This window comes from Flavobacteriales bacterium, from assembly GCA_021739695.1.
GTDB lineage: Bacteria > Bacteroidota > Bacteroidia > UBA10329 > UBA10329 > UBA10329.
Genome location: JAIPBM010000011.1, coordinates 1 through 25219, shown reverse-complemented (window position 1 = coordinate 25219; position 25219 = coordinate 1). Strand labels below are relative to the sequence as shown.

Below are 25219 nucleotides of genomic sequence, written 5' to 3'. Positions count from 1 at the left end.
TTTCAGTTTGCAGTAGCAAAACCTAACTTGCCGCATGGAATGGCAAAACTGGGCAGGTAACGTCAAATTCACTCCGAACGAGGTCGCCTATCCCGAAAGTACTGAGGATGTGGTTCAACTCGTTAAGACGGGACGAAAGATCCGTTGCATTGGAACGGGCCATTCTTGGAGCGAGCTAGCGCCAACAGAAGATATTCTGATGGCGACCGATGGCCTGAATCAAGTGCTTTCCGTTGATACGGTCACCAATCTCGCAACCATTCAAGCAGGCGCCAAATTGGAGCATCTTAATTTGATCCTTTGGGCAAAGGGTTATGCCTTTTCAAACCTTGGTTCGATTGCAAGGCAAAGTTTGGCAGGAGCCATTTCCACCGCAACCCATGGCTCTGGAATCCATCATCAGATCTTGGCTTCGCAGGCGGAACGTTTTACCATGGTGAAAGCTGATGGCGAGGTTTTGGAAGTGGATAGAAAAGCGAATCCGGAGTTATTTAAGACCGCAATTATCTCTATTGGTTCTTTGGGAATTATTACGGAAATGACAATCCGTGTGGTGCCGAAGTTCAATTTACACGAGCGGTCTGGACTGATGGATTTTGAGGAGGTGTGCGATAATATTCTTGATTGGGTGAAGCATGAAAATCACATCAAAATGTGGTGGTTTCCGCACACAGATAAGATGATGGTGTATCGCTACAACACCACTTACGAACCCGAAAATGACAGTCGTTTCCGTCAGAAGTTCATGGATGAATGGGTCTCGGTTCATGCCTATCGATTGATGCTTTGGTGGGCTGATCGTAAACCAATTCGCAGAAAATGGGTGAACCAACAGATCGTGAAAGGAATGTTGCCCAACGTGGATCGAATTGAGCGTAGCTACAAGGTTTTCAACGTGCCCGAACCGCCCATTCACCGAGAGACGGAATGGGCTTTTGATCTTTCGTTGACGCCTGTTTTGCTAAGAGAATACAAACGTATGGTAGAGGAGAAGGGGCACCTGATCAACTTCATTCAGGAAATCCGATTTGTGAAAGGCGATGACTTTGCGCTCAGTCCGTGCTATGGTCGAGATAGTGTTTATGTCGGGGCGTATAATGCAGATAACCGTGGTTGGGATCAGTTGCTTTCTGACTTCGAAGAAATGGCCGTCAAACACAATGGTCGACCGCATTGGGGAAAGGAATTCACGTTGGATTCCGAGTATCTGAGATCGGTTTATCCGCAATGGAACGCATTTCAGAAATTGAAACGCGATCTGGACCCCGATGGGCAGTTTTCCAGCCCTTTCATATCCAGACTTTTTGATTGATGATTGCAGGAAAACGACTTTTTTCAGTTCTCACAGTGTTGGGTTTTCTGCTATCCAATCTGGCTGGTGTAAAGTTGTTCAGCATGAGCAACCAGTGGCTTTGGATTCCCGTTTGGGATATGAACGTTTCGTACGCATTTGCCATTTCCATCTTGTTTCTTACAGGATTTTCAGCCGTAGTTGCAGCGATTCTGCTTCGTACTTCCTTGGCAATTCTAACCATTGGTTTGTTCTTATCATATGTGCTTTTTGTAGACGTGAACCTGTTGCAACCCTACAATTACATGTACCTGTTTTTGCTGTTCTTGTTCTGTGCCGATAAGGAACGAACGTCAATTGCCGTGTCTATTTTGCCTTATTTACTAGCGGGAATCTATGTGTGGAGCGGGCTGCACAAATTTAATGCGCATTATGCCGAATCGGCCTTCTACAACACCTTCTACCAGCTGTTCCATCTGCCTTCTTATTGGGCCGAAAGCAGGTGGCCGCTGCTTGCGTATTTCAGCGCATTCTTGGAAGTTCTATTCGGGGCTGGACTGCTGTTCCGAGCCTTTCGGAAGTATGCAGCCTTACTTCTCATTGCAACACATGTCATTATATTGCTCGCCATCGGGCCTTTTGGTCTTCAGTGGAATCCTACCGTTTGGCCTTGGAATCTGTTTATGATGGCCATTTTAAGTTCCTTCATCCTCGAAACGAAGCACGAACTAGTGGTGTGGAATTGGCGTACCATCGTTCCAATGGCGATGATCTGGCTGTTGCCAATTGCTACCATGCTGCATCTCGCACCGCGGTCCTGTGGTTGGCATCTTTATAGTGCCGATGACCCGTACGGGTATGTTTGCTTAAAGGATAAACCTTCGGATGAAGTTGGCACGGCTTGCGTGCAAACAGACGCAGCTTGGCGTTTCTACGTCAATCTCTTTTACATCCAGCAAACGAACACCATGGCCGTGCCCGAACCATGGATTTTGGAGCGACTTTTCGAAAAGATGGAGGCTGTGATCCCAGAACTCTCAGGCACCGAAATGCGCTTTGGGGTTTATTACGATGAATGGAGTTGCGATTGAGTCATCAAGTGTGGGCAATGTCTAAATCGTAAATTCGCGAAATAAGAATTGAAGATGCAGGAAGTAGCGCCATACAAACCGAAGAACAAGATCAGAATTGTGACCGCAGCCAGTCTGTTTGATGGGCACGATGCGGCTATCAATATCATGCGGAGGATTATTCAGGCCACGGGCGTGGAGGTGATCCATTTGGGGCACGACCGCAGTGTGGAGGAAGTGGTGAATTGCGCCATTCAGGAGGATGCGCAGGCCATTGCGATGACGAGTTATCAGGGCGGGCACACGGAGTATTTCAAGTACATGTTCGACCTGTTGAAAGAGAAAGGCGCTGGTCATATCAAGATATTCGGTGGCGGTGGCGGCACTATTCTTCCTTCGGAGATGGAGGAATTGCATGGCTACGGTATTACACGGCTTTATGGTCCGGATGATGGCCGCGAGATGGGTTTACAGGGCATGATCAACGATATGATCGGGCGTTGTGATACGACCCATCCTGACCTTCCCAAAGGGAAGGAAATTGTGAAGAGTCTGCGTGAAAAGGACTGCAACATCATTGCTCGTTTGATTTCTATCGCTGAGAACAAGACAGATACATACAATTCAGAGTATCGCACGCTGATTGAAGCTGCGGGCACTCCCCCTTCGGGGGAGACGGAGGGGGTTTCTTCGGGGAGGTCAGGAGGGGTTCCAGTTTTGGGAATCACAGGAACGGGAGGTGCCGGAAAGTCATCAATGGTGGATGAATTGGTGCGCAGGTTCTTGGTTGATTTTCCTGATAAAACGATTGCGATTGTATCGGTGGATCCATCGAAACGTAAAACGGGCGGTGCGCTTTTGGGCGATAGAATTCGAATGAATTCTATTCGTAACCCACGTGTTTACATGCGTTCGTTGGCTACGCGTCAGAGTAATCTGGCGTTGAGCAAGCACGTGCAGGAAGCGGTGGATATTCTGAAAGCCGCACAGTACGACCTGATCATTCTCGAGACTTCGGGCATCGGGCAGAGCGACACGGAGATCATGGATCACAGCGATGTTTCGTTGTATGTGATGACGCCTGAGTTCGGTGCGGCCACGCAATTGGAGAAGATCGACATGCTGGATTTTGCCGATGTGGTGGCCATTAACAAGTTTGATAAGCGCGGTGCACTGGATGCTATTCGTGATGTGAAGAAGCAATACAAGCGCAACCGCCAGTTGTGGGACATGAAGGATGAGGATGTTCCTGTTTACGGGACGATTGCCAGTCAGTTCAACGATCCTGGCACAAATTCGCTTTACAAGGCCATTATGGATGAGGTGGTGAAGAAAACGGGCGCTGACCTGAACTCAACTTTCCAAATTACGGACGAGATGAGTGAGAAGGTGTTCGTCATTCCTCCGAGCAGAACGCGCTACCTATCGGAGATTGCGGAGAACAACCGCGCCTATGATAAATGGGCGAAGGAACAGGCGGAGACTGCGGATAAACTCTATTCTATTCAGCGAACGATTGAAACGATTGCTGACGCAGAGATCAAGAAGGTGTTGGAAGCAGAGTTCGACCGTGTAAAGTTGGATTTAGACCCGCGCAATTGGCTCATTATTGAAGGTTGGCCCGAACAGGCGCAGCGCTACAAGGATGAGTTCTACATTTTTAAAGTGCGCGACAAAGAGATCAAAATCAAGACGCATTCTGAGTCTTTATCACACTTACAAATTCCAAAAGTTGCCACACCGAAATACAGGAACTGGGGCGATCTTTTGAGATGGATTTTGCAAGAGAATGTTCCTGGAGAATTCCCGTACACGGCTGGTATTTATCCTTTCAAGCGCGAAGGCGAAGACCCTGCGCGGATGTTTGCGGGAGAAGGCGGTCCAGAGCGTACCAACAGACGCTTCCACTACGTTTCGATGGGTTTACCAGCAAAGAGATTGAGCACCGCTTTCGATAGCGTGACGCTCTACGGAAACGACCCCGGCCATCGCCCTGATATCTACGGAAAAGTCGGAAACTCGGGTGTAAGTATTTGCTGTTTGGATGATGCGAAGAAACTCTATTCGGGTTTCGATCTGACCAATCCTTTGACTTCGGTTTCGATGACCATCAACGGTCCTGCACCGATGTTGCTCGGCTTCTTCATGAATGCCTGCATTGATCAGGAATGTGAAAAATATATCCAAGCCAATGGCTTGGAAGGTGAAGTAGAGAAAAAGAAAAAGGAAAAATGGGATGACCAAGGTCTGAAGCGACCTGTATATCAAGGAGAGCTTCCAGAAGGAAATAATGGTCTTGGTTTGATGTTGCTTGGCGTGACGGGCGATGAAGTGCTTCCTGCCGATGTGTACGCCAAGATCAAAGCCGATGCATTAAGCAAAGTTCGCGGTACGGTTCAAGCAGATATCCTGAAGGAAGACCAAGCGCAGAACACCTGCATTTTCAGCACCGAATTCGCGCTGCGATTGATGGGTGACGTGCAACAGTATTTCATTGACAAGAACGTGCGGAATTTTTACTCCGTTTCTATTTCGGGATACCACATTGCCGAGGCAGGTGCCAATCCTATTTCGCAGTTGGCTTTCACGCTCGCCAACGGTTTCACGTTTGTGGAATACTACCTGAGTCGTGGTATGGACGTGAACGAATTCGGGCCAAACCTGAGCTTCTTCTTCAGCAACGGAATCGACCCTGAATATGCGGTTATCGGTCGTGTGGCACGAAGGATCTGGGCCAAGGCCATGAAGCAGAAATATGGCGCTGACCCACGGGCACAGATGCTCAAGTATCACATTCAAACAAGCGGTCGCAGTTTGCACGCGCAGGAGATTGATTTCAACGACATCCGCACCACGCTGCAAGCGCTTTACGCTATTTACGACAACTGCAATTCGCTGCACACCAATGCCTACGATGAAGCCATTACCACACCTACTGAGGAAAGCGTGCGTAGAGCCATGGCCATTCAGCTTATCATCAATAAGGAATTGGGCCTCGCCAAAAACGAGAACCCGATTCAGGGTGCGTTCATCATCGAAGAACTGACCGACCTTGTGGAGGCAGCGGTTCTGATGGAATTCGACCGCCTGACGGAGCGCGGAGGCGTGCTTGGAGCGATGGAAACCATGTACCAGCGCAGCAAGATCCAAGAAGAAAGCCTGTACTACGAAACGCTGAAACACACGGGCGAATTCCCGATCATTGGCGTGAATACCTTCCTCAGCAGCAAGGGTTCTCCAACGGTGCTACCCATGGAAGTTATCCGTGCTACGGAAGAGGAAAAGCAGTATCAGATCACCATGCTGGAGAACCTCCACAAGAGCAAGGAAGAACTGAGCAAAACGGCTCTCAAAAAACTACAGCAGACGGCCATTCAAAACGACAACATGTTTGTAGAACTAATGGAAGCCACCAAGCATTGCTCCCTAGGACAAATTACCGATGCGCTGTTTGAGGTTGGAGGACAATACCGAAGAAATATGTGATGGAAGAGAATTCAGAAAACCAAGGTGTTCAACTAATCAACATCTCTGCTGATAAGTTTGTTGAACAACTTAAGTCTGGAATTGAAGAATTTTCGTGTAAGCGGATAATTGGAAACGTTAATGTTCGGTTACCTGAAAGGACTGGAATAATCAATTTTCGTGAATGTGTTTTTGCAAATGAGCTTGTGGTTCACATTGATGAAGTGAATTCAATTAGATTCTATAATTCTGAGATCAAAGGAAGATTTTACATTGAATCTAATAAAGAAGGCGCAACTGTATTGTTTGATGCCTGCCCATCTATTTTTTCGATTGAAGCGGAAGACCTTCGGTCTTCGCAAATAACAATACGAGAATCACTCGTTGAGAATAAAATTCAGTTCTTGACGTGCCATAATGCATCGCTCTATATTCGGTCATCAACCATTAAGGGCCAAATTTCCTTTGATGCTTATGGACTTCCATTGAAAATGGATCAAGTCCGAATTTCAAGCTCTGAATGCGGGAATTTGAGCTTAAGTCATGGATTGGCATTTGAAAGAGTTCTGTTAGAAAGCGGAACATTTTCTTCAATTTCTTCGCATGCGAATATTAAGCAATTTCAGATAATAGGAGTAAAAAACATAATTGACAAACTACTAATTGACTCTTTTGGAAGTACGATAGAGGTGTTAGTTGCAAATGCTGAGATTGGAACATTGACTTTAGACTATGAAATCGGTAAGTCATCTTTTAGGCTTTTGAATAGTAAGATTAAGTCTTCGTGGAATATGAAGTATGCAGCACCACATGAACTACATGCCTTGAACCTCGATTTACAAGATTGCTCACTATACTTTGACAACACCCGTCTAAGTAATTGTGTTTTCTCGAACGTTACTTGGCCTAAAGACATGAAATTATGCTCTATTCACCCCGAGAATAGTAAAGAGAAGTATGCTTCCTTAAGAGAGTCGTATCGCCAACTCAAAAAAGCTATGTTGAATGATGGGAATAATTTTGACAGCTTAGTTCTATATCGCAACGAAATGGAAGCGCATTGGGCGTTAGTTAGACACCCAAAGAGTACAGGTCTTCACCAATCATTCCTGTTTTCTCGGATTTACGGTGTCGAAAGAGGGCTTCAAGACTGGCAGAACAAGTTTTTACTGTGGCTAGGTTATCACGTAAGTGATCATGGTCAAAGTTTTATGAGACCATTGTTTTGGCTGTTTGTTTTTCACATGTTCTTTTTCCTGATTGCAATTGCAGTTGGTTACAACGGGTTCTATTTCACTTCAAACCTTGAAGAATGGGGAGCAACGGCAGACTTCGTTGGAAGCTATCTCTACTTGCTAAATCCCGTTCATAAACTTCCCGATACACATGGAGGAATGCTCATTGTAGATTTCTTCATGCGTCTCTCCTCCGGTTTCTTCATCTACCACATTATTCGCGCCAGCAGGAAATTTGCGAAGGTGTAGGGGCGTAAGGATTTACGCCCATTTACCAATGTTTCAATAACGGGCGTATTGCCATACGCCCCTACAGTTTCTTCATCTACCACATCATCCGCGCCAGCAGGAAATTTGCGAAGGTTTAAACACCGCGCATTCCTATATTGCGTTTTAAAATAAATCTTATGAAAACACTTCCTCTAATCCTCTTTATGTTATTCGTTGTTTCAGCAAACGCTCAAGACATGTTCAGAGAATCCGAACAAAAGGCCAAACAATACAAGAAGCTTTATGATGGGCCCGATTTTGTGGTTCTGAAAGGACGAAAAGACACCATATTCTGCGATAAAGTGGAAATGAAAATGTCAAGCAATGATCCAATAAAACTATCTTTTCAGATAGATGGACGCGATACAGTAATAAAAGGAACTGACTGTAGGAACGCCATCGCGTTCAAAACCGAAGGGGCTATTATGGAACTGATGCCTGCCAATCCGGAAAAACCGGAAAAGGCGCAGCAGCACATGTTCCGTTCAACAGAAGGATACATCACTATCTGGTCAAATAATCACAAGCATATTGATAAATTCAAAATGCCAAATGAATTAGGTCGTGTGCATACCATTCAATACATCCTTGCGTCAGTGGATGGCGGTCCGCTGTTCATTCCAAGTATCAAGAATTACAAGAAGTATCTGATGCCTCTTTTTGAGGAATGCAAAGAGATGAACAAAAGCGGCTTCAGCGATTTCTTTTCGGGTGTTATAAGACTCTCCGAATCTTACAACGAGACCTGCGGTAAGGATAAATAAGCGTTTCAGCGTTTCAATCTCTAACGCACCTCACAGCATAGCCATTGTTTTTATCGCCATAATAGCCGCCCAATGCCGCATCCGATCCGTGTTCAATGATCCTCAACTTTGCAAACGGAATGCTCTGATCGCTGGATGTCCACCAGCTTCCTGATTCACTTTGGTTCACGAAGTCCAAATTTGAATCTCGCTTACCGCCAGGAAGGGCAGAGAAACCACTTGCATTAGTGGCTCCTTCGTTTGGAGCCATCCACAGCGAAGTGCCAGTTGATTTAAGCGGCCCGCCTGCGGCATTCGTTCCTCCAAGGAGTTCAACCATTACTGCCCATTCGGCATCAGATGCCACATGCCATCCTTCGGGCGCCAACCCGCGTGGATCATTCACAGCATACCAATTGTAAAGTCTACCGTAGATAGGTCCATTTGCAGAGTTGTTTTCGTAATGGCACCAAGCTCCAGTGGTCAGATTTTTCCAAGTTGTAAAATCCTGAACTTCTGGAATTGGATCTCCATTTCTATAGGTGACCACATCGAGGTTGGACCTGGTCCACTCCTGTGTTGATAGGATGACGGTACCATAGACATTTCCATCAATATCCGTGACTTCAGCACCAGCATTGCAGGCCAATTGGCATTCTTCAGCGTTGTCATAATTGCCATTCGAAACTAACTCGCAAAGGCCAGTGGCACATCGGTAAGAATCTTCGGAATTTGAGTTGCAGGCGGTAATGGCCAACATACTAAGTATACCTAGACTGAGTTGGATTGTCTTGTTCATGGTCAACATAAAAAGAGGGTGGATGGCTAAGAAACGGTGGATTGAGTACTTTGAAGCGCAGCCTCGCTTTTACTGCTTTGCTCCAGCAAATTGCTCGTTATTGTCATCGTAGTTGTACGACAACTGAATGGAACCACTCACGTTGGTGAAGGTAATCTGGTTGTTCAGTGCACAGCTCAAGCAAGTGTAGACTCCAAGTACATTGGTAAGCGTGGCTGTCCATTCAGAACCTGCCGAACCAGAAGGAGTGATCTTAACGGATGTTGAACCCACCTTTGTTACCACCACGTTGTATTGTGCGTTGGTAAAATCGGGAGTAGTAACATTCATGGCGCCTGTGTAAGTTCCGCTCAGATCATTGATGCTAAATGAGTTATTGTCATCATCATTCGAGTTGCAAGAAGTGATGGCGAAAACAGGCAGAAGGAATAGCGCGAATTGGAAAATTGATTTCATGTTTTAAGATTTTGAACGTGCAATATAATCAGGTTTTTGAATCGTGATTCGCGCGTACATTCGTGCACTTCTTAAGCCAAGCGCGTGATTAACACTGTTAAGCTGATTGCCGAACAGCTTGATCGGCACGCAATCGCGATTGTAGACGATATTCTTCCTGAATTCGTACTGAAAGAACTTTTATCTGATGCAAGGCAATTGCTGAATGAGGGCGATTTTGAGCCTGCTCATGTAGGAAGAGGCGTAGCTGTTCAACGCATAAAAGAGGTGCGTGGCGATAAGATCAAGTGGTTGGAAAAGGAAAATCTCACTTCTGCCCAAACAGAATATTTCATTTTCCTTGAGCAGCTTCGCGAGCATTTATCTAATTACTTCCGAATTTCCTTGCCTTGGTTCGAATGCCATTTGGCTACTTATCCGGTCGGTAGCTTTTACACCAGACATATTGATCAATTCCGCGAAACGAACAACCGCATCTTCTCCGTCATTCTTTATTTGAACGTAGATTGGAAAGCAGAAGATGGTGGACAATTACGCGTGTACGAGGGCGATGAATTCGTAGATATTCAGCCCATAATCGGGCGCTTGGTGTGTTTCAGAAGTGATCTGGTGCCACACGAAGTACTCACAACCAATCGCACGCGATTCAGCATTACGGGTTGGTTGCGGAGAGATGAACCTACACCTGTATTTCTCTGATTATTTGTTGGCAGATTCTAACTGAGTTTCGATCAAGCTCTTCAAACTCACAAATTCCGAACGAAGACCACCAACTTCTGATGTCAGCGAATTGATGATGGACTGTTGTTCCTTGATCGCCTCTAACAGTACTGGAACCATGTGGCTATATTGAACAGACTTATAGCCGTTGACATCTGTGCTTACCAACTCAGGGAAGATCTTCTCAACTTCCTGAGCAATCACACCGATCTCTGTTCTATCGTTGAAAGCGCGTTCTGGAAACTCCGCCACTTTCCAATTGTAGGTTACTCCTCGCAATTGGGTGATTTTTTCCAATGAACTTGATAGATCAGTGATGTTGGTTTTGAATCGGAGATCAGATGTTTCTTCAATTCCGTTTGAATTGAATTTACCAGTGATCGTTGTGTTTCCGCTACCATCGATCAGCATTCGTTGTGCCCCTCCTTGTGCTACAAGAAACAAATCGCCCGAAGCGGCATCTATGTTCAGCTTGGCTGCTGGAGAAGCAGTTCCAACACCGAGTCGATCATTGGTTGCATCCCAAAAAAGAGCTGCTTCGCTTGTAATGGTCTGAGTAGCATTAAAATAGGCGATCTGAGTAGCAGTTCCTGTTCCTGAGATAAGCGTGGCAGCATCTGTAGTTGATCGTGTCATTTGCCCTGCAGCATCACTTTGAAGAAGATTCGTTCCAACGCCTACAAGGTCTGAGAAGAAAATATCTCCATCTTCCTGAATTTCAAACAGATTTGTAGAGCCGTCTTTCTGAATTCTGTACGCTGCGTTGGTAGAAGTATTGTCGCTATCAATCACCACATCTATACCCGAAGTTCCAGCAACTCTAAAATTATCTCCTGCAACTAGGTTGCGATTGGCTCCGATCAGCGTAAGGTTTCCGTTAAACTGTCCTCGACCTTCTGCAATCAGGTTTCCAACTTCCGAAACGGTGAAAACAGGTGTTGAGCCACCATCGTTCGTTATCTGAAATTCTTGAGAACCGTTTCCATCTGTATCTAGTCTCACTCTTACATCCGTTGTAGATCCAATTCGAAGAATTCCCGAAGATTCAATGTCTCCTCCCGTTAAGAAAAGGTCAGATAAGGTTCCATTTCCATCTATGTTGAAATTGGCACTTGTCTGAAGCGCAGTTCCATTCACAATGAAATCACCACCAGATGGAAGACTTCCGCTGTTTGGAATCTCTTGCCATGCAGTACCATTCCAGTACCAGTAAGAACCAAAATCGGTATCATATACCAACAGACCAAGGTCTGAGCCATTGGTAGGCGAAATGGCCACTCTTTCCGTTGTAAGCATTCGAGGAATCAGAATTCCTTTTGTAGTGCTCTGAATGTCCAAGATGGACTGGGCGTCAGGCACAATACTGGTATTGGCAATTCCGACCGATTGCGCCTTCAGGTCTAATGCATTTGCGGTCAAAATGCAAGTGCACGCAAGTGCTATCCACGGTTTGAAAACATTTTTCATTGCTGTTCTATTGGCTATGTAATCCATCTTTATTGCTGTTCTAAGGTAGGTGAACCTTTAATTTTCCAGTGCCGTCTATGTACAATTTTGCACCTAGATCAGTCTGTACACTAATTGTATTGCACAGACCCAGTAGACCTGTATAAATGTGAGGTTTGTTTGTGGTATTAGGAATAGTCACATTATCAGAAAGTGTGGGGATTCCAGTGCAAGGACCCCAGTTTTCTCCAACGTGCCAATCACTATTGGCCGAACCGTTCCAGATCTTATTGCTGGATGTGGGTGTTCCTGATACTGAGTTTGGAATACTTACGTTATCGAAGGTGGCAGTTTCAGTACAACTGGTACCGTGCTTCCAGACGTATCCAAAATATTTCAGATCTTCTAAAACGTGGGTTTGGTCAATGGCGGTAACTGGAGTTCCCAAACTTCCAACATTTGGATCTGCGAAACTGCCTCCGTCATCCCTGACGGATATGGACCATTCACCACTGCAAGAAGAATAGATGACCTTCACACTGAAATGATTGTCTGCATTGGATTCTGTAGACAGAGCAACATCCGTTGTATTGGCATCTAAGCCAAGTCCTCCTGCAAAACGGATTAGTTTAACATAATCAGGTGTAGCGCCTGGATGCCCGATGATCACCGCGTATCCTAATGCAGATGGGTCATATACATCTTCATGGCTTGAGCCCAAGATAACTGCTGCCGCATAGGTGTTGTTCGTTCCAGTACCAAGACCTGATGGGCTGGGTCTACTCTGATTGATGTTGAATACCCACTCCATATCTGTTGCGGTATTATCGTAAATGGTCTCGTAGCGACTCTCCACGTTGAACATCACGCGCTCCATGCCGTTGGTTCCTCCTGTGGCCGAACCGTTATCGCAGTTCGTCAATAGCAATTGGTTATCCTCAATCCTTGTTCGTGTTCCATTACCAGTACCTACTTCCGAATAAGCGGTAACCGTTTCGCTGCTCGGAACTCCAACAACTGCATTGTTTGCCCGATTGAAATCATCGAATAGTTGATGTGGTTCAATACTGACTATGATGGATACCGATAGATCTGCATAGACACTTCCGTTATCATGTGCTGTGATCTCAATGGTTTCTTCCGTATCGTGATTCAGTCCAGAAAAGGTGTAGGTGCCACCAACCAAACTGGCAGTGACCGGAACACCTGTAAGCGTGCCAGAACCGCTCGTGAGCGACAATGTGATGGAATTCGTCACATCAGCATCAATATTGCCGTTTGCATCAACTACACTGACCGTGGCGCTGAAATTTGTTCCCAACGTAACGCCAGCCGGTGCATTGATGAACTGTAACGTTCCAACTACCGATATCTCATTCTTTGTAGCATCACTTGTTTCGGTAAACGTTCCCAATTGCGATGATGCCAATAGGTCAGAATCCACGTACACATCTGCATCGTCAATACTGAATCCGAAATGCTGACCATCAGAACCCAATGGAAGCGATGACTGAAGTGTAAGGCGCATGTCAATTTCCACATAGCCATTATCTGTTACACTAATGTAGTTGACAGGTGATGGAAAGGAAAAGGTGATGGAAGAACCACTGATCAATACGCCACCAGCTGATAATTCTGTTGAACCATTGAAGAACGCAAGATCGCCAATGGCCAAATCCCAATCTGGAACTTCGTTTCCGGCAGAAGCTCGAATGGTCCAACCTGAATAAATGGTCGGAAGATCATCCACATCACTGCCTGATCCATCGCCATCATACAATCGGAATTTCCAAACCTGTACACCACTAGAAACGTTTGCTATAGAACCAGTGGTCAAAGATGAAATGGTGGCTATCTCACCGCCTTGTTCAACAACCGCACTTTCGTAAGAGGTGATATTGTCATTATCCGTAATGTCAAGATCTACAGAAATATTGGCAGGAACATCCAAGTTGACACCTGCTGAAGGACCTGTTAAAGAGAACGTTACGGTCTCATCGCCTTCAATGTCCGAATCATCTTTAATATCGAATTCGATGTATCCTGAGGTCTGTCCATCCAGAATGGTGATGCTCACCGTTCCACTGAAATCGGCACCATTATAAAAATCGGTATCAGTTCCGCCTGCGGTTATGATCACATTCACTGATTGATCTCCGCTCACAGCAGCATCTGCCGTAGCGGTAAGTCTAACGGTGGTTTCTGCCGTTTCCGTTCCAGAAGACGGGCTGATTCCCAACGAAACGACAGGGTTAGCTGCGTAGCAACTCCACATCACATCGTCAATTATGAGACGCTCGCCACTCACGTTCGTAAATCTTACAAGAATATCATCGGCACTGTTTGCCGGGGCGCTGTACGCATTCACAGAAAAGGTCAATTCCTTGTAAGCATCGCTATTGCCAAGCCAAGCATTGTTTATGGTCGTCACTGCTGTCCAAGCTCCACCATTATTGGTAGAATATTCTACGGTATAATTAGGGTCAGGAGTACTATTCCATCTTCTAACATAGGCCGAAAATATGCCCATGCCGCCATCGGTCAGTTTAGCAGTGAACGAAGACCCAGCAACATCACGTAATCGAATAGCGAAGGTGGATGAATTGTGTGTGTAAGCCGTGGAGGTTTCCTTGATGGCGTTTGTCCAACTGTAAACGACAGCTCCTGAATATTTGGAATAAGATGAATTCCAGTAAGAGCCACTGCCCACATTTCCACCATCCATATCTTCCGTTTCGCAGATGTTTTCTGGTGTGCAGGTTTCTACTGTAGCTGCCACAGACCACGAAGATCCTTTGCGCGCAAACAACTTGAAGTTATAAGCAGTTCCGTTGGTTAGTCCTGTGATCGTTCCGCTGGCCGCGCCTGTGCTTTTGTAAACCACTCTTCCAGCATCAAAGACAGTTCCCGAACCAAAGGCCGAGTTTGCTGTGTAGGCCGAACCATCGCCAGAAGGCATGGCCGCAGTGAAAGATGCTGCCGAAACTACCAGCATCAACTCATCATAACAGGCAGGATTGCTCCAAGTGGCAGTTGCTGTGCCGTTGTTGCATGATATGGAAAGTCCGGTCGGAACGGTTGTCTGTCCGCTGCCAGATGCAGCCACGTTGATGTTTGATGCCCCACCGCCTCCAACTACAATATTACCATTGTAAGTAGTAGCTGCTGTTGGTGTAAACTTCACATAAATGGCCTGAGAATACGCACCGCCAGCTTGTGTAAGCGATAGGGAAGGCGTATAAGTTCCTCCACTTGTTGTGCTGAAAGTATAACCCGTTAATGAAGCAACAGTCACGTTGGCTGCACTGAGGTTTGTACCTGTGATGGTGAATGAGTTTGGACCGTAGGTCACATTAGGACATTGCGCTCCAAAAGCCGTGAGCGAACCTGCCGAAAGGGTAGGTGTTGGAGTAACGAAAGTAAGATCAGCACCATAGCTGGTTATGCCATTGCTATTGGTTACGTACGCACGATAATGATAGGAGGTAGCGGCACTTAGTCCGGTGATACTGCTTGTGTAGCTTCCTGTTCCTGTTCCATCGCTGGTTATTCCCAAATTGGATATAATGGTCGGATTGGCCGATGCGCCCCAAACCACGCCTTTATCTGTAATGGTGCCGCAGCTGGTACTGATGGTGTTTCCACCGCTTGATGCCGAGATGATGGTAACGCCTGTTGCAGTTACGGTTGTAACGGCCGGTGTTCCGTAGGTTCCTGTGCCAGAGGCTGCAGCATCTACATCTGAAGCACCGCCACCGCCCACGGTGATATTGCCGTTGTATACGCTAGCAGCAACAGGCGAGAATTTCACATAAACGGTCTGCGAATACGTGCCGCCAGCTTGTGTAAGTGTAAGTGTTGGCGTGTAAGTTCCACCGGTTGTGGTGCTGAATGTGTATCCACTCAAGGCTGCAACGGTTATATCAGCCGAGGTGAGATTTGTTCCCGAAATATCGAATGAGTTGGGACCATAAGTGCCTCCAATGCACTGCGTGCCAAATGCCGTAATGGATGTAGTAGATAAGGTTGGCGATGACGGAATGACGAAGGTCTTAGTTCCACCAACGTCTATGGTTCCTGATACGCTGCCCGAAGCAAAGCTCAGCGTTGGATTAGCGGAAATAGTCAAAGTTCTGTTGCCACCTGAGGTGCCAGAAGCATCAGCAACAATCCAAAAGTATCCAGTATTACCGCTACTGATCGCTTGCGAAAGGCTTGAAAAAGTGTAAGTGCCTGCAGCGCCAACTGCGACAGTTGCTATGCTTGAAGCAGAACCGAATACGCTTGAAGTTCCATAATAAAGTTTAAATGTTCCAGTTAGATCGGAAGCTCCGTATGTACCGGTTGTTGTGAACGCAAGCGAATTGAGTGTAGCGTCTGCCACAGTTACTTCTGCTTGAAAATGGGATAGAATATTGTCTGTCGAACTTTGAGCGATGTTTGCTACACCTGTTTGCGATGGAGATGAAAGAACGATGGTTGGAGCCACTGTGGCAGCGGAAATGGAAACATCATCAAAATCGCAATTGCCGGTTGCTTTTGTGTAAGTCCAACGCACATATCTTGTTGCTGATGTCAATGAAATCGAAATGTCTGCACAATCTGAGATTGCTGTAGCTCCACTTGCAGTTCCGAACGTTCCAATAGTCGTCCATACCGAACCGTTGTCAGAGCGTTCTACCAACATACTGGAGGCGCCACTCATGCTGGCTTTCTTCAATTTAAATACCAATTCATCCGGTGCTGAAGAGAAATTGATAGTCGTTTTGTCACCTGTACTGTTAAAAGTGGATCCATTACTTCCTGAGCAAGCAAACGAGGAAGTCCTGTCAACTGTGCCGTTTTCTGTCCAACCCGTTGGTTCAGCTCCAGTCCAGGTAGTTCTTGAAACAGGTAATGTTGCTTGTCCAAAAGCAGTCGAATGTGCCGTTAATGTATATAGGACAATGAGAAACGATGCTATTCTGCTGAAGGAACGGAAGGCCGTTGAAGACCAGATGGCGCTGAGCATATTGATCGTGTTGTTTTGGAGTTCCAAAGCGAATAGTATCCAACGAAAATATAAGAACAGTTGGTGTTAAACGTCAATCAGATGTTATTAATAGACGACCAACAGAACAAAAATGTCGATGGTTTAAGTTTCTGATATTTCGCTGGAAATTAGTTTCTAACAGTAGAAGTTTGTTCTGATAGAAAGACTACCCAAGATCCAAATGAATCATTGTTTATAACATTGAGGAAACGTTAATGATTGGACTGATAACCCTTAGGTTTCCAATAATCCTATCAGATTATCACGCCTTGTTTTGTTTGGCAATGGCCTTGCCCAATCTTTCTACGATACCAACCACCAAGGCATTGCCCATAAAAAAGGCGCGTCTGGCATCGGTGGTGCCTTTCAGTTTCGTGTGGTCGTCCGGAAATTGATTCAGGCGTTCCAATTCCACGGGTGTCAGTCTGCGGTATACGCCATCCTGAAAGATCACATGTTTGAAACGCGAAGCCGAATTACCGCCTTCTCCCGTAATGATGGTGCGAGATGGTCTGTCCAATGGATCGGGAAAAACCATGGCGCCTTCCGCATAGTTGTAGTGGTAATTTCCCGCCTTGCTGAATTTCTGTTCGCTCTTCGCGCCTTTCTGATATTTCCATTTCTCAAGCTCAGATTCATCGATGATGAATGCTTCAGGCACTTCATCCAGAGGAAGAATGATGTCTTTCAACTGGACTTCTTGCTCATCAGCATTCGCTTTTGTTTTCATGGTATAGAACTTACCATTTATCATGAATCCCGAATTGAAGAACGGACTCAGTTTCTTGCCTTTGTTAAAAGATTCGCTAAGCGCTACAAGGTCGCTTTCCAGGTTGTCACTTGTCACTTTTCCATCAGCCATAACAGGAAAGGAGTCTGCAAATAAGCCTTGCTCCAAAATCCAACTTTCAGGATTTTTCAGTTTCGAAAGCTGATTGAAAGCAGCCGTTCCTTTTTTGTACCCAAGCAGGAAAATGCGTCTTCTGCGCTGCGGCATGCCATAATCGGCAGCGTTGATCACGCGCCATTCAACCGCATAGCCAAGTTGATTCAAACTCGAAAGCATCACAGCAAAATCGCGGCCTCGCTGCGCCACAGGCGATTTCAGTAAACGATCCACATTTTCCAACATCAGAAACTTGGGCGCATGCTTTTCTTTCTCTTTTAGGATGCGAAAGATCTGCCACCACAGCACGCCTTTCTTGCCGATCAATCCGCCTGAAAGCTTCAGTGTAGAAGCCACCGAATAATCCTGACAAGGGAAACCTCCAACCAAGAGGTCGTGGTCAGGAATTTCCTTGGTTGGAACGCTAGAAATATCCTGATTGCAATGATTGGCATGCGGAAACCGTGCTTCGTAAACCCTGCTCGCGTGCTGAATTTTAGAGCTTGGCTCAAACTGATTGCTCCACACAACATCAAATTCAGGACTGGCGCGTTCCAAGCCCAAACGGAAACCACCAACACCTGCAAAAAGCTCTACAACCCTTATCGCCATGGGCGCCCAAGATCAGGATTAAAATTGAGTTGATCAAGCCTAAAACTTGCACATGATTTAGCATCTTGCGGCAAATTGTCATTTATGAAACTCATCTCTTTCAACGTAAACGGAATTCGCGCAGCGGCTAAAAAAGGCCTGCTGGAAAGCATTCAGGAAATGAATCCCGACATCATGGGATTCCAAGAAATCAAATCGACAGAAGCGCAAGTGCGCGAAGTGCTCTTCGGTTTGGATTATCATATATATGCCTTTTCTGCTCAGAAATTGGGTTATTCAGGTACGGCTGTCATCACCAAAAAAGAGCCGTTGAGCGTGGCATACGGAATCGGTATTCCAGAACACGATGATCAAGGTCGCGCCATTACCTGCGAGTTCGAAGAATTCTATTTTCTCAATGTATATGTGCCGAATTCGGGAAGCGAATTGGCGCGTTTGCCTTATCGTCAAACGTGGGATGCAGCGCTTCTTTCCTATATAAAAGGACTGGAAGAGAAAAAGCCAGTGGTTTTCTGTGGTGATCTGAATGTGGCACATCGCGGCATCGACCTGAAAAACGACAAGGCCAATTACAACAAGAGCGCTGGATACATGCAGGAAGAGATCGATGGCATCGACAATTACATCAATTCAGGATTGGTTGACACATTCCGACACCTCAATCCCGAAACCGAGAAATACAGCTGGTGGAGCTATCGCGCTGGAGCAAGAAAGAATAACGTGGGCTGGAGGATCGATTATTTTTTGGTCTCCAAAAGCTTTGCTCCGCGAGTAAAAGATGCTTTCATTCTGAACGAAGTGGAAGGATCGGATCATTGTCCGGTTGGGATTGTGATCTCTTAGTTTTAACCCAACAATTATTCAAACGAAATGGGATTTGGAAAAACGATAAAGCTATTCTTGATTGATGGAGAACCGAATGGCCGGATGACATGCGAACTATCAAACTGGACAGGAAAAGCTTACAAAATTCCTCGTATTAAGATTAAAGAATGTTCCGACCGTCCTGATCTTCTCAATACCGGAATATATCTTCTTTTTGGCAAGGATGAATCCGGTTTGGATAAGGTTTACATTGGAGAAGCCGAGACTGTTTTAAAGCGCCTCGGACAACACCTCACTCAAAAAGAATTTTGGAATGAAGCAATCGTCTTCGTTAGTAAGGACGAAAATTTAAACAAGGCGCACGTCAAGTATCTCGAAAACCGACTTCATACAATAGCCACGAAAGTCAATCGATATCAAATTGACAACAATACAATTCCAACTCAATCATCTATATCAGAATCAGATACTTCGGAGATGGAGGAGTTCATTAGTAACGTTAAAATCCTGGTGAACACCCTAGGTCATAAAGTTTTCGAGGACAAAAGAGAAACCCCGGTCGGGAAGAAATCAAAAGGCGCGTTTCACATCAAGGCGCCCAGAGGGGCCAATGCAAGCGGAGAGCCAACATCTGATGGATTTGTGGTATTCGAAGGTTCTGAAATTGCCAATTCAACTGTTCCTTCAATCACGAAAAGCATTGATGATCAGAGAAATCGAATTGTAAATTCTTCCTCCGTAGGAAACAAAGACGGACGATTATTCCTACAGGAGGATTATGTGTTCAGCAGTCCTTCAGCAGCAGCCTGCCTCGTTTTGGGAAGAAATGCAAATGGGCTCACTGAGTGGAAACAGAAAGACGGTACCTCTTTAAAGGATTTTGAATCAAAATCTGATTAATCGATTGATTTCTTAAAGAAGTACGTTTCTAGATAAATAGCTTCCCACTCATCATCCTTCATGGTGCCCACTTTGTACATGTACTTGTCTGGTTTGATCCAGATAAGCGCATCGGTCATGTAGGTTTTCATGCCGTTTTCAGATTCGATGGCATAATTGTACATGATTGTTTTCTGCTTGGTCATAATAGAGCCTTCTATCACCTTCCCGTTCACATCTTGAATACGGAATTGGATGGAATTGGAAGTCGTGTCCCAAGTGTGAACACCATCTGAAAAGTGACCGAATTCTTTGAAAGTCGAGTCCAAATAACTCATGGTTTTCATTTCCACAGTTTCTTCACCATCGCTCCATTTGTATTCGATTTCCTGCTTGAAAGGTTTTCCATCGCTCCATTTTCCTTCAGCCTTCCAAGTGGCGTTCATCAATGGTTCAAAGGGCATCAGCATGATATTTCCTTGAGCGAAAAGGGAAGAAGAGAAAACGAAAAAGGAAAAAAGGGTGACGAGATTTTTCATGCCCCAAAGAAACATAATCGAACGAAGGTTTTTAACTAGATATCAGATGAGAGATATCAGGCAACAGACTTTACCATCTGAAATCTGACGTCTTAAGACTCATTTATCCCAAAGCCATTCTACCGTGTAACCACTTGTTGGAAAGGCCCAAAACTGTCCTTTCACAAAGCGATAGCCTTTATCCAATGCAGTCATTTTGGCCATGTCTTCTGCTGAAAGTTGGATTTCCTTAGATTCAAAATTCTGCTTCAATCTTCCAGCATTCACCGATTTTGGAATGACGGCCGTTCCGCGTTCCATGGCCCATGCGATCATGATCTGAGCGGGAGAACAATTGTGCTTTTCAGCCAATTCAACGATTGTAGGAATTTCAAACAAGTTCGGTTCATCGGCCGCTTTCATTCCTGCACTTCTATCAGGCGATCCAAGCGGGGAATAGGCCGTAACGTGTGTTCCATTCTTCTTACAGAAATCCAACAGATTCGTTTGATGAAGCATTGGGTGCAATTCCACTTGGTTCATTTCAGGAACTATGGTTGCTTGCTCCGAAAGCGCTTTCAGTTTGTGCTTATTGAAATTGCAAACGCCAATATGTTTGGCCAAGCCTTGCGCTACTGCCGCTTCCATTCCTCGCCATGTTTCAATATGCGGAAGCGTGTCTGCCACATGCACTTCTTCTAGCGAACTCGCTCCAACAAATTCTTTCTTGAACGCGTGCGGCCAATGCACCAAGTATAGGTCGAGGTAATCGAGCTGAAGGTCGGTAAGCGTGTTCTTCAAGGTCGGAATCACATCTTCTTGAGCATGAGAGTTGTTCCAAAGCTTCGAAGTGATCCACACATCCTCCCGTTTCACGTCACCATCTTTGAACGCATCGGCAAAAGCCTGCCCGATCTCCTTTTCATTCATATAAATGAAGGCACAATCGAAATGGCGGTATCCGATTTTGATCGCTTCGCGGATGGCTGTGTAAACTTCACCAGGTTTAGATTTCCAAGTTCCAAGTCCGAGAATGTCGAGTTTGTCTCCGTTTCTGAATGTCAGTTGTTTCATTTTGTCTCGTTATGTAGGGGCGTATGGTCATACGCCATTACTGGTTTTTCTATTCTCTATCTAAAGCCGAAGGCCTCCTAATTGTTCGCACGCGTAGTTGAATTCTCCCACAATTTCCTTCACGATGTCACCAGCTGGTTTCATGGCATCAATGTAGCCTGAAATCTGCCCGATCTCCAATTCGCCTTCTTCCATATCGCCTTCAAACATGCCTCTTTTGGCGCGCGCTCGTCCAAGCAATTCCAATAGTTCGTCACCTTCAGCACCACGGTTTTCGAGCGTTTGAACTTCTTCAAAGAACTTGTTCCTCAGCAAACGCACAGGAACCAATTTTTTCATGCTCAATTTGGTGTCGCCTTCTTTGGCTTCAATTATCGCTTGCTTGAAATATTCGTGTGCTGAACTTTCGGGCGAAGCCACAAATCGGCTTCCTATCTGCACGCCTTCTGCCCCCAAAGCAAATGCCGCGGCCATGGTTCTTCCAGTGCCAATTCCACCGGCAGCTATCACTGGGATTTTTACGGCATTCACCGCTTGCGGAATCAGAACCATTGTGGTTGTTTCTTCTCGCCCATTGTGCCCACCTGCTTCAAATCCTTCTGCCACCACGGCATCGCAACCAGCATCTTCCACCTTCTTCGCCAAGGCAGAACTGGCCACTACATGTACCACGATTATTCCGTGCTCTTTCAACAAAGGCGTCCATTTTTTAGCGCTTCCAGCGGATGAAAAAACGATGGGAACTTTCTCTTCAATAATGATCTGAATGTGTTTGTCGATATCCGGATAAAGCAACGGGATATTAACAGCAAACGGTTTGTCGGTTGCGGCTTTGCACTTTTGAATGTGCTCCCGCAACACATCTGGATACATGGACCCTGCACCAATGATTCCGAGGCCTCCAGCATTGCTCACGGCACTTGCCAATCGCCAGCCGCTGCACCAGATCATGCCTGCCTGAATGATGGGATATTCAATTTGAAAGAGTTCGGTTATTCTGTTTTTCATTAAGCACGACATTTGAAGTATAAAGCACGAAATCCTAAGATGGAAATTCGAAACAATAGAAGAAGCACGAAATTCGAATAATTAAAATTCGAAACACGGTTCTATTCAGACTTTCTCAGAATTGAACCGAAAATCAGCATAAGTTCATTCGCTTCTTGAAGTAATTCAGTTCTGGAATTTTCCATAATTTGATTTCCGAGCGTGTCAAGCAGATGGAGCCAGTAACACGATTCTTTTGCTTCCTTCCGACAGATCTTGATTCGATAGATAAAATCTTTCTTGCTCAATCCATCATTAGCTTCTCGGTAGTTTGCGCCAATAGATCCCGATGAACGGACCAGTTGTTTCCCGTCTTCGCGGTTAGGAACATCCATCTTCAATTCTCGAATAAACCTCCTAACTCGTTTCGCAAACTCTAGGGTTCTGTCTTCTAAATCGTATTTCTTCTCGCCAGTCACGTTTCGAATTTAAACTTTTCGTCTTCACTTCGACTTTCGTGCTTCACACATTTCGGTTTCGAGTTTCCTTGTTTCGAATTTGGTGCTTCACACATCACCGTTTCGAATTTCCCTTTTCGAATTTCTTGATTTCGAATTTCGTGCTTCACACATCACCGTTTCGAATTTCGAATTTCCCTTTTTCGAATTTCTTGATTTCGAATTTGGTGCTTCACACATTTCGGTTTCGAATTTCGGCTTTCAATTATTCGAATTTTCTCATTTGGGATTTCAAGAAGTGCATGTTCAAAACCCGTTTCGAATTTCTTCATTTCGTGCTTCGAATTTCTACCTCGCTAGGTACATTTGACGCTTACGATTGCCCACTAAGTCATACAGAAAAACCAACATTTTATGCAACGCGACCAAGAAATATTTGACCTCATCGAGAAGGAAAATCACCGACAATTGGAAGGAGTGGAGCTGATCGCTTCAGAGAATTTTGTCAGTCCGCAAGTGATGGAAGCGCAAGGTTCTGTGCTTACCAACAAGTATGCAGAAGGACTTCCGGGAGCTAGATATTACGGAGGTTGCGAGTTTGTAGATCAAGTAGAAGACTTTGCAAGAGAACGTGCTAAAACACTTTTCAATTGCGAGTTCGTGAACGTTCAGCCGCATTCTGGCGCATCTGCCAATTCGGCCGTGGCCTTGGCCTGTCTAAAGCCTGGAGATGATATTCTTGGCTTCGATCTTTCGCATGGCGGACACCTGACCCACGGTTCACCGGTCAACTATAGCGGCATTCTTTATAAAGCGAATTTCTATGGTGTTGGTCGCGAAACAGGAACGGTCGATTACGATGCCATGGAGGTAACGGCCAAAAAATGCAAGCCGAAAATGATCATCGCTGGTGCATCTGCTTACAGCCGCGACTGGGATTACAAGCGCATGCGTCAGATTGCCGATGAAGTAGGAGCATTGCTTATGGCCGATATTTCGCATCCATCAGGATTGATTGCAAGAGGTTTGTTGACTGATCCAATGGAAGATTGCCACATCGTTACCACTACCACGCACAAAACGCTTCGTGGTCCGCGTGGAGGTATGATCATGATCGGAAAGAATTTCGATAATCCTTGGGGTTTGACCACACAGAAAGGAACCGTCAAGAAAATGAGCATGCTCATTAATAGTGCGGTGTTCCCAGGAATGCAAGGTGGTCCGTTAGAGCACGTAATTGCTGCAAAAGCGGTGGCATTCGGAGAAGCTCTTTCAGACGAATACTTGGAATACTGCGTGCAAATGGTGAAGAACGCAAAAGCGATGGCCGCAGAATTTATGGACCGTGGTTACAAGATCATTTCTGGCGGCACAGACAACCATTCCATGCTTATCGATCTACGCTCTAAAGGCGTCACAGGAAAAGATGCCGATGCAGCTTTGGGCAAGGCCGAAATCACCGTCAATAAGAACATGGTTCCGTTCGATGATCAGCCACCAATGATCAGTTCAGGTATCCGAGTTGGAACACCAGCTATCACAACTCGTGGTCTTAAAGAACAAGAAGTGAAAACCATTGTTGACCTGATGGACCGCGTGATCACCAATTCAGAAAATGAAGCAGTGATTGCCGAAGTGAAAAAGGAAGTACACGAAATGATGAGCGGACGACCGCTATTCGCATATTAAAATCCATCAACCAGATAAATCCGAAAGTTCAACGATCGGGCCGCACGTATTCAAAACGTGAAGAGCCCTTCCCTCTTTAAAAGGGGGTGGCTCTAAAGTGGAGCTTGCGGATCGATAGAGGCGGGGGATTTTAATAACAGCAATCAGACAGAACGAACGATCAAAATGGAAGAATTTCAAGCAACGGTAGAGGCGCAGCTACGATTTAGAGACACCGATGCCCTCGGACATGTAAACAACGCAGTGTATCTGAGTTGGATGGAGTTGGGAAGAATGGCGTTTACAGATGCCGTACTACCCGAAATAGATTGGAAAAAAATCGGCTTCATCCTCGCCCATGTCTCCATCGATTATATGGAGCCAGTGTTCCTTGGCGACAAGGTAAAGGTCTACATGCGTGCCGCTAAAATAGGAGGGAAGAGCGTAGTGCTCGAATGCCTCATCACCAAAACCGACAAAAAAGGCGAGCGTCCTGCGGCAAAAGGCACCAACATCATTGTAGCCTTCGATTATGAGACAAATGCATCAGTTGCCATTCCAGAAGATTGGAAAACGGCCATGCAGAAGTAAAATCCGAAACGGTAAACGTTGGACGAAGCAATCTCTTCGTTCACGAAAGTTCTTGACCTACTCGTCATCAGATATAGCCTAATGGCTAACTACCTAGTCACCCATCTCCCAAGTAGAGCGGACTGAGGGTGAGGTTAGCTCAAATTCCTTCATCGGTTCTTCTCTTCTCGGGTTTCTTTTTTTCCTTGTTCAGG

General features: G+C 45.6%; 19 protein-coding genes. 10 read left to right on the top strand and 9 right to left on the bottom strand.

Annotation, left to right across the window (positions count from 1 at the left end; all coding sequences use genetic code 11):
- Positions 1-34 precede the first annotated feature (34 nt).
- From K9J17_08690 to K9J17_08670, 5 genes are all read left to right on the top strand, one after another.
- Positions 35-1312: an FAD-binding protein gene (locus K9J17_08690; GenBank protein ID MCF8276797.1), complete on the top strand. Its 1278-nt coding sequence runs from the start codon at positions 35-37 to the stop codon at positions 1310-1312.
- Positions 1312-2382 carry a DoxX family membrane protein gene (locus tag K9J17_08685; GenBank protein MCF8276796.1) on the top strand — a complete coding sequence of 357 codons (1071 nt, stop codon included), beginning with the start codon at positions 1312-1314 and terminating at the stop codon, positions 2380-2382. Before K9J17_08690 ends, K9J17_08685 begins: the two co-directional genes overlap by 1 nt.
- 54 nt (positions 2383-2436) lie before the next feature.
- Positions 2437-5847 (top strand): methylmalonyl-CoA mutase family protein, encoded by a 3411-nt coding sequence (locus K9J17_08680; GenBank protein MCF8276795.1) that lies wholly within the window; start codon positions 2437-2439, stop codon positions 5845-5847.
- On the top strand, positions 5847-7310 hold the full coding sequence (locus tag K9J17_08675) for a hypothetical protein (protein MCF8276794.1): 1464 nt from the start codon (positions 5847-5849) through the stop codon (positions 7308-7310). Before K9J17_08680 ends, K9J17_08675 begins: the two co-directional genes overlap by 1 nt.
- 218 nt (positions 7311-7528) lie before the next feature.
- Positions 7529-8095 carry a hypothetical protein gene (locus K9J17_08670; GenBank protein MCF8276793.1) on the top strand — a complete coding sequence of 189 codons (567 nt, stop codon included), beginning with the start codon at positions 7529-7531 and terminating at the stop codon, positions 8093-8095.
- 13 nt (positions 8096-8108) lie between these two features.
- On the opposite strand, the gene K9J17_08665 is transcribed toward K9J17_08670, so the two are convergent.
- Together K9J17_08665 and K9J17_08660 are read right to left on the bottom strand one after the other, a co-directional pair.
- A complete protein-coding gene (locus K9J17_08665; GenBank protein MCF8276792.1) occupies positions 8109-8882 on the bottom strand; it encodes a fibrobacter succinogenes major paralogous domain-containing protein in 774 nt (257 codons plus the stop codon).
- Between the two features lie 60 nt (positions 8883-8942).
- Positions 8943-9329, bottom strand: a complete 387-nt coding sequence (locus tag K9J17_08660; GenBank protein MCF8276791.1) for a hypothetical protein — start codon at positions 9327-9329, stop codon at positions 8943-8945.
- Positions 9330-9413: 84 nt separating this feature from the next.
- Here K9J17_08660 and K9J17_08655 point away from each other — a divergent pair, with 84 nt between their 5' ends.
- Positions 9414-10028 (top strand): 2OG-Fe(II) oxygenase, encoded by a 615-nt coding sequence (locus K9J17_08655; protein ID MCF8276790.1) that lies wholly within the window; start codon positions 9414-9416, stop codon positions 10026-10028.
- On the opposite strand, the gene K9J17_08650 is transcribed toward K9J17_08655, so the two are convergent.
- The 3 genes from K9J17_08650 to dcm all read right to left on the bottom strand — a co-directional run bounded on the left by K9J17_08650 (position 10029) and on the right by dcm (position 18025).
- Positions 10029-11516 (bottom strand): tail fiber domain-containing protein, encoded by a 1488-nt coding sequence (locus K9J17_08650; protein ID MCF8276789.1) that lies wholly within the window; start codon positions 11514-11516, stop codon positions 10029-10031.
- A gap of 40 nt (positions 11517-11556) precedes the next feature.
- On the bottom strand, positions 11557-16506 hold the full coding sequence (locus K9J17_08645; protein ID MCF8276788.1) for a hypothetical protein: 4950 nt from the start codon (positions 16504-16506) through the stop codon (positions 11557-11559).
- A 283-nt stretch (positions 16507-16789) separates the two neighbouring features.
- Entirely contained in the window at positions 16790-18025 is a 1236-nt protein-coding gene (dcm, locus tag K9J17_08640; protein MCF8276787.1) for a DNA (cytosine-5-)-methyltransferase, read from the bottom strand.
- Between the two features lie 84 nt (positions 18026-18109).
- On the opposite strand from dcm, the gene xth reads away from it, so the two are divergent.
- Positions 18110-18868, top strand: a complete 759-nt coding sequence (gene xth / locus K9J17_08635; GenBank protein MCF8276786.1) for an exodeoxyribonuclease III — start codon at positions 18110-18112, stop codon at positions 18866-18868.
- A gap of 27 nt (positions 18869-18895) precedes the next feature.
- Entirely contained in the window at positions 18896-19750 is an 855-nt protein-coding gene (locus tag K9J17_08630; protein MCF8276785.1) for a GIY-YIG nuclease family protein, read from the top strand.
- On the opposite strand, the gene K9J17_08625 is transcribed toward K9J17_08630, so the two are convergent.
- The 4 genes from K9J17_08625 to K9J17_08610 all read right to left on the bottom strand — a co-directional run bounded on the left by K9J17_08625 (position 19747) and on the right by K9J17_08610 (position 22787).
- Positions 19747-20268: a hypothetical protein gene (locus tag K9J17_08625; protein ID MCF8276784.1), complete on the bottom strand. Its 522-nt coding sequence runs from the start codon at positions 20266-20268 to the stop codon at positions 19747-19749. The genes K9J17_08630 and K9J17_08625 overlap by 4 nt on opposite strands.
- 99 nt (positions 20269-20367) lie before the next feature.
- Positions 20368-21321 (bottom strand): aldo/keto reductase, encoded by a 954-nt coding sequence (locus K9J17_08620; protein MCF8276783.1) that lies wholly within the window; start codon positions 21319-21321, stop codon positions 20368-20370.
- Positions 21322-21381: 60 nt separating this feature from the next.
- Positions 21382-22329 (bottom strand): nitronate monooxygenase, encoded by a 948-nt coding sequence (locus K9J17_08615; protein MCF8276782.1) that lies wholly within the window; start codon positions 22327-22329, stop codon positions 21382-21384.
- Between the two features lie 101 nt (positions 22330-22430).
- The gene (locus tag K9J17_08610) at positions 22431-22787 is read right to left on the bottom strand and encodes a four helix bundle protein (GenBank protein MCF8276781.1); all 357 of its coding nucleotides are present in this window, start codon (positions 22785-22787) and stop codon (positions 22431-22433) included.
- 393 nt (positions 22788-23180) lie between these two features.
- On the opposite strand from K9J17_08610, the gene K9J17_08605 reads away from it, so the two are divergent.
- Together K9J17_08605 and K9J17_08600 are read left to right on the top strand one after the other, a co-directional pair.
- Positions 23181-24455 carry a serine hydroxymethyltransferase gene (locus K9J17_08605; protein MCF8276780.1) on the top strand — a complete coding sequence of 425 codons (1275 nt, stop codon included), beginning with the start codon at positions 23181-23183 and terminating at the stop codon, positions 24453-24455.
- 165 nt (positions 24456-24620) lie between these two features.
- Entirely contained in the window at positions 24621-25025 is a 405-nt protein-coding gene (locus K9J17_08600; GenBank protein MCF8276779.1) for an acyl-CoA thioesterase, read from the top strand.
- Positions 25026-25219 lie beyond the last annotated feature (194 nt).

What these genes read in the sequence shown, in the direction of transcription:
- K9J17_08600 (MCF8276779.1), top strand. Translation starts at nt 24,621, where the DNA reads ATGGAAGAATTTCAAGCAACGGTAGAGGCGCAGCTACGATTTAGAGAC.
- K9J17_08630 (MCF8276785.1), top strand. Translation starts at nt 18,896, where the DNA reads ATGGGATTTGGAAAAACGATAAAGCTATTCTTGATTGATGGAGAACCG.
- K9J17_08685 (MCF8276796.1), top strand. Translation starts at nt 1,312, where the DNA reads ATGATTGCAGGAAAACGACTTTTTTCAGTTCTCACAGTGTTGGGTTTT.
- xth (MCF8276786.1), top strand. Translation starts at nt 18,110, where the DNA reads ATGAAACTCATCTCTTTCAACGTAAACGGAATTCGCGCAGCGGCTAAA.
- dcm (MCF8276787.1), bottom strand. Translation starts at nt 18,025, where the DNA reads ATGGCGATAAGGGTTGTAGAGCTTTTTGCAGGTGTTGGTGGTTTCCGT.
- K9J17_08615 (MCF8276782.1), bottom strand. Translation starts at nt 22,329, where the DNA reads ATGAAAAACAGAATAACCGAACTCTTTCAAATTGAATATCCCATCATT.
- K9J17_08625 (MCF8276784.1), bottom strand. Translation starts at nt 20,268, where the DNA reads ATGAAAAATCTCGTCACCCTTTTTTCCTTTTTCGTTTTCTCTTCTTCC.
- K9J17_08690 (MCF8276797.1), top strand. Translation starts at nt 35, where the DNA reads ATGGAATGGCAAAACTGGGCAGGTAACGTCAAATTCACTCCGAACGAG.
- K9J17_08650 (MCF8276789.1), bottom strand. Translation starts at nt 11,516, where the DNA reads ATGAAAAATGTTTTCAAACCGTGGATAGCACTTGCGTGCACTTGCATT.
- K9J17_08605 (MCF8276780.1), top strand. Translation starts at nt 23,181, where the DNA reads ATGCAACGCGACCAAGAAATATTTGACCTCATCGAGAAGGAAAATCAC.
- K9J17_08680 (MCF8276795.1), top strand. Translation starts at nt 2,437, where the DNA reads ATGCAGGAAGTAGCGCCATACAAACCGAAGAACAAGATCAGAATTGTG.
- K9J17_08675 (MCF8276794.1), top strand. Translation starts at nt 5,847, where the DNA reads ATGGAAGAGAATTCAGAAAACCAAGGTGTTCAACTAATCAACATCTCT.
- K9J17_08665 (MCF8276792.1), bottom strand. Translation starts at nt 8,882, where the DNA reads ATGTTGACCATGAACAAGACAATCCAACTCAGTCTAGGTATACTTAGT.
- K9J17_08670 (MCF8276793.1), top strand. Translation starts at nt 7,529, where the DNA reads ATGTTCAGAGAATCCGAACAAAAGGCCAAACAATACAAGAAGCTTTAT.
- K9J17_08660 (MCF8276791.1), bottom strand. Translation starts at nt 9,329, where the DNA reads ATGAAATCAATTTTCCAATTCGCGCTATTCCTTCTGCCTGTTTTCGCC.
- K9J17_08620 (MCF8276783.1), bottom strand. Translation starts at nt 21,321, where the DNA reads ATGAAACAACTGACATTCAGAAACGGAGACAAACTCGACATTCTCGGA.
- K9J17_08645 (MCF8276788.1), bottom strand. Translation starts at nt 16,506, where the DNA reads ATGCTCAGCGCCATCTGGTCTTCAACGGCCTTCCGTTCCTTCAGCAGA.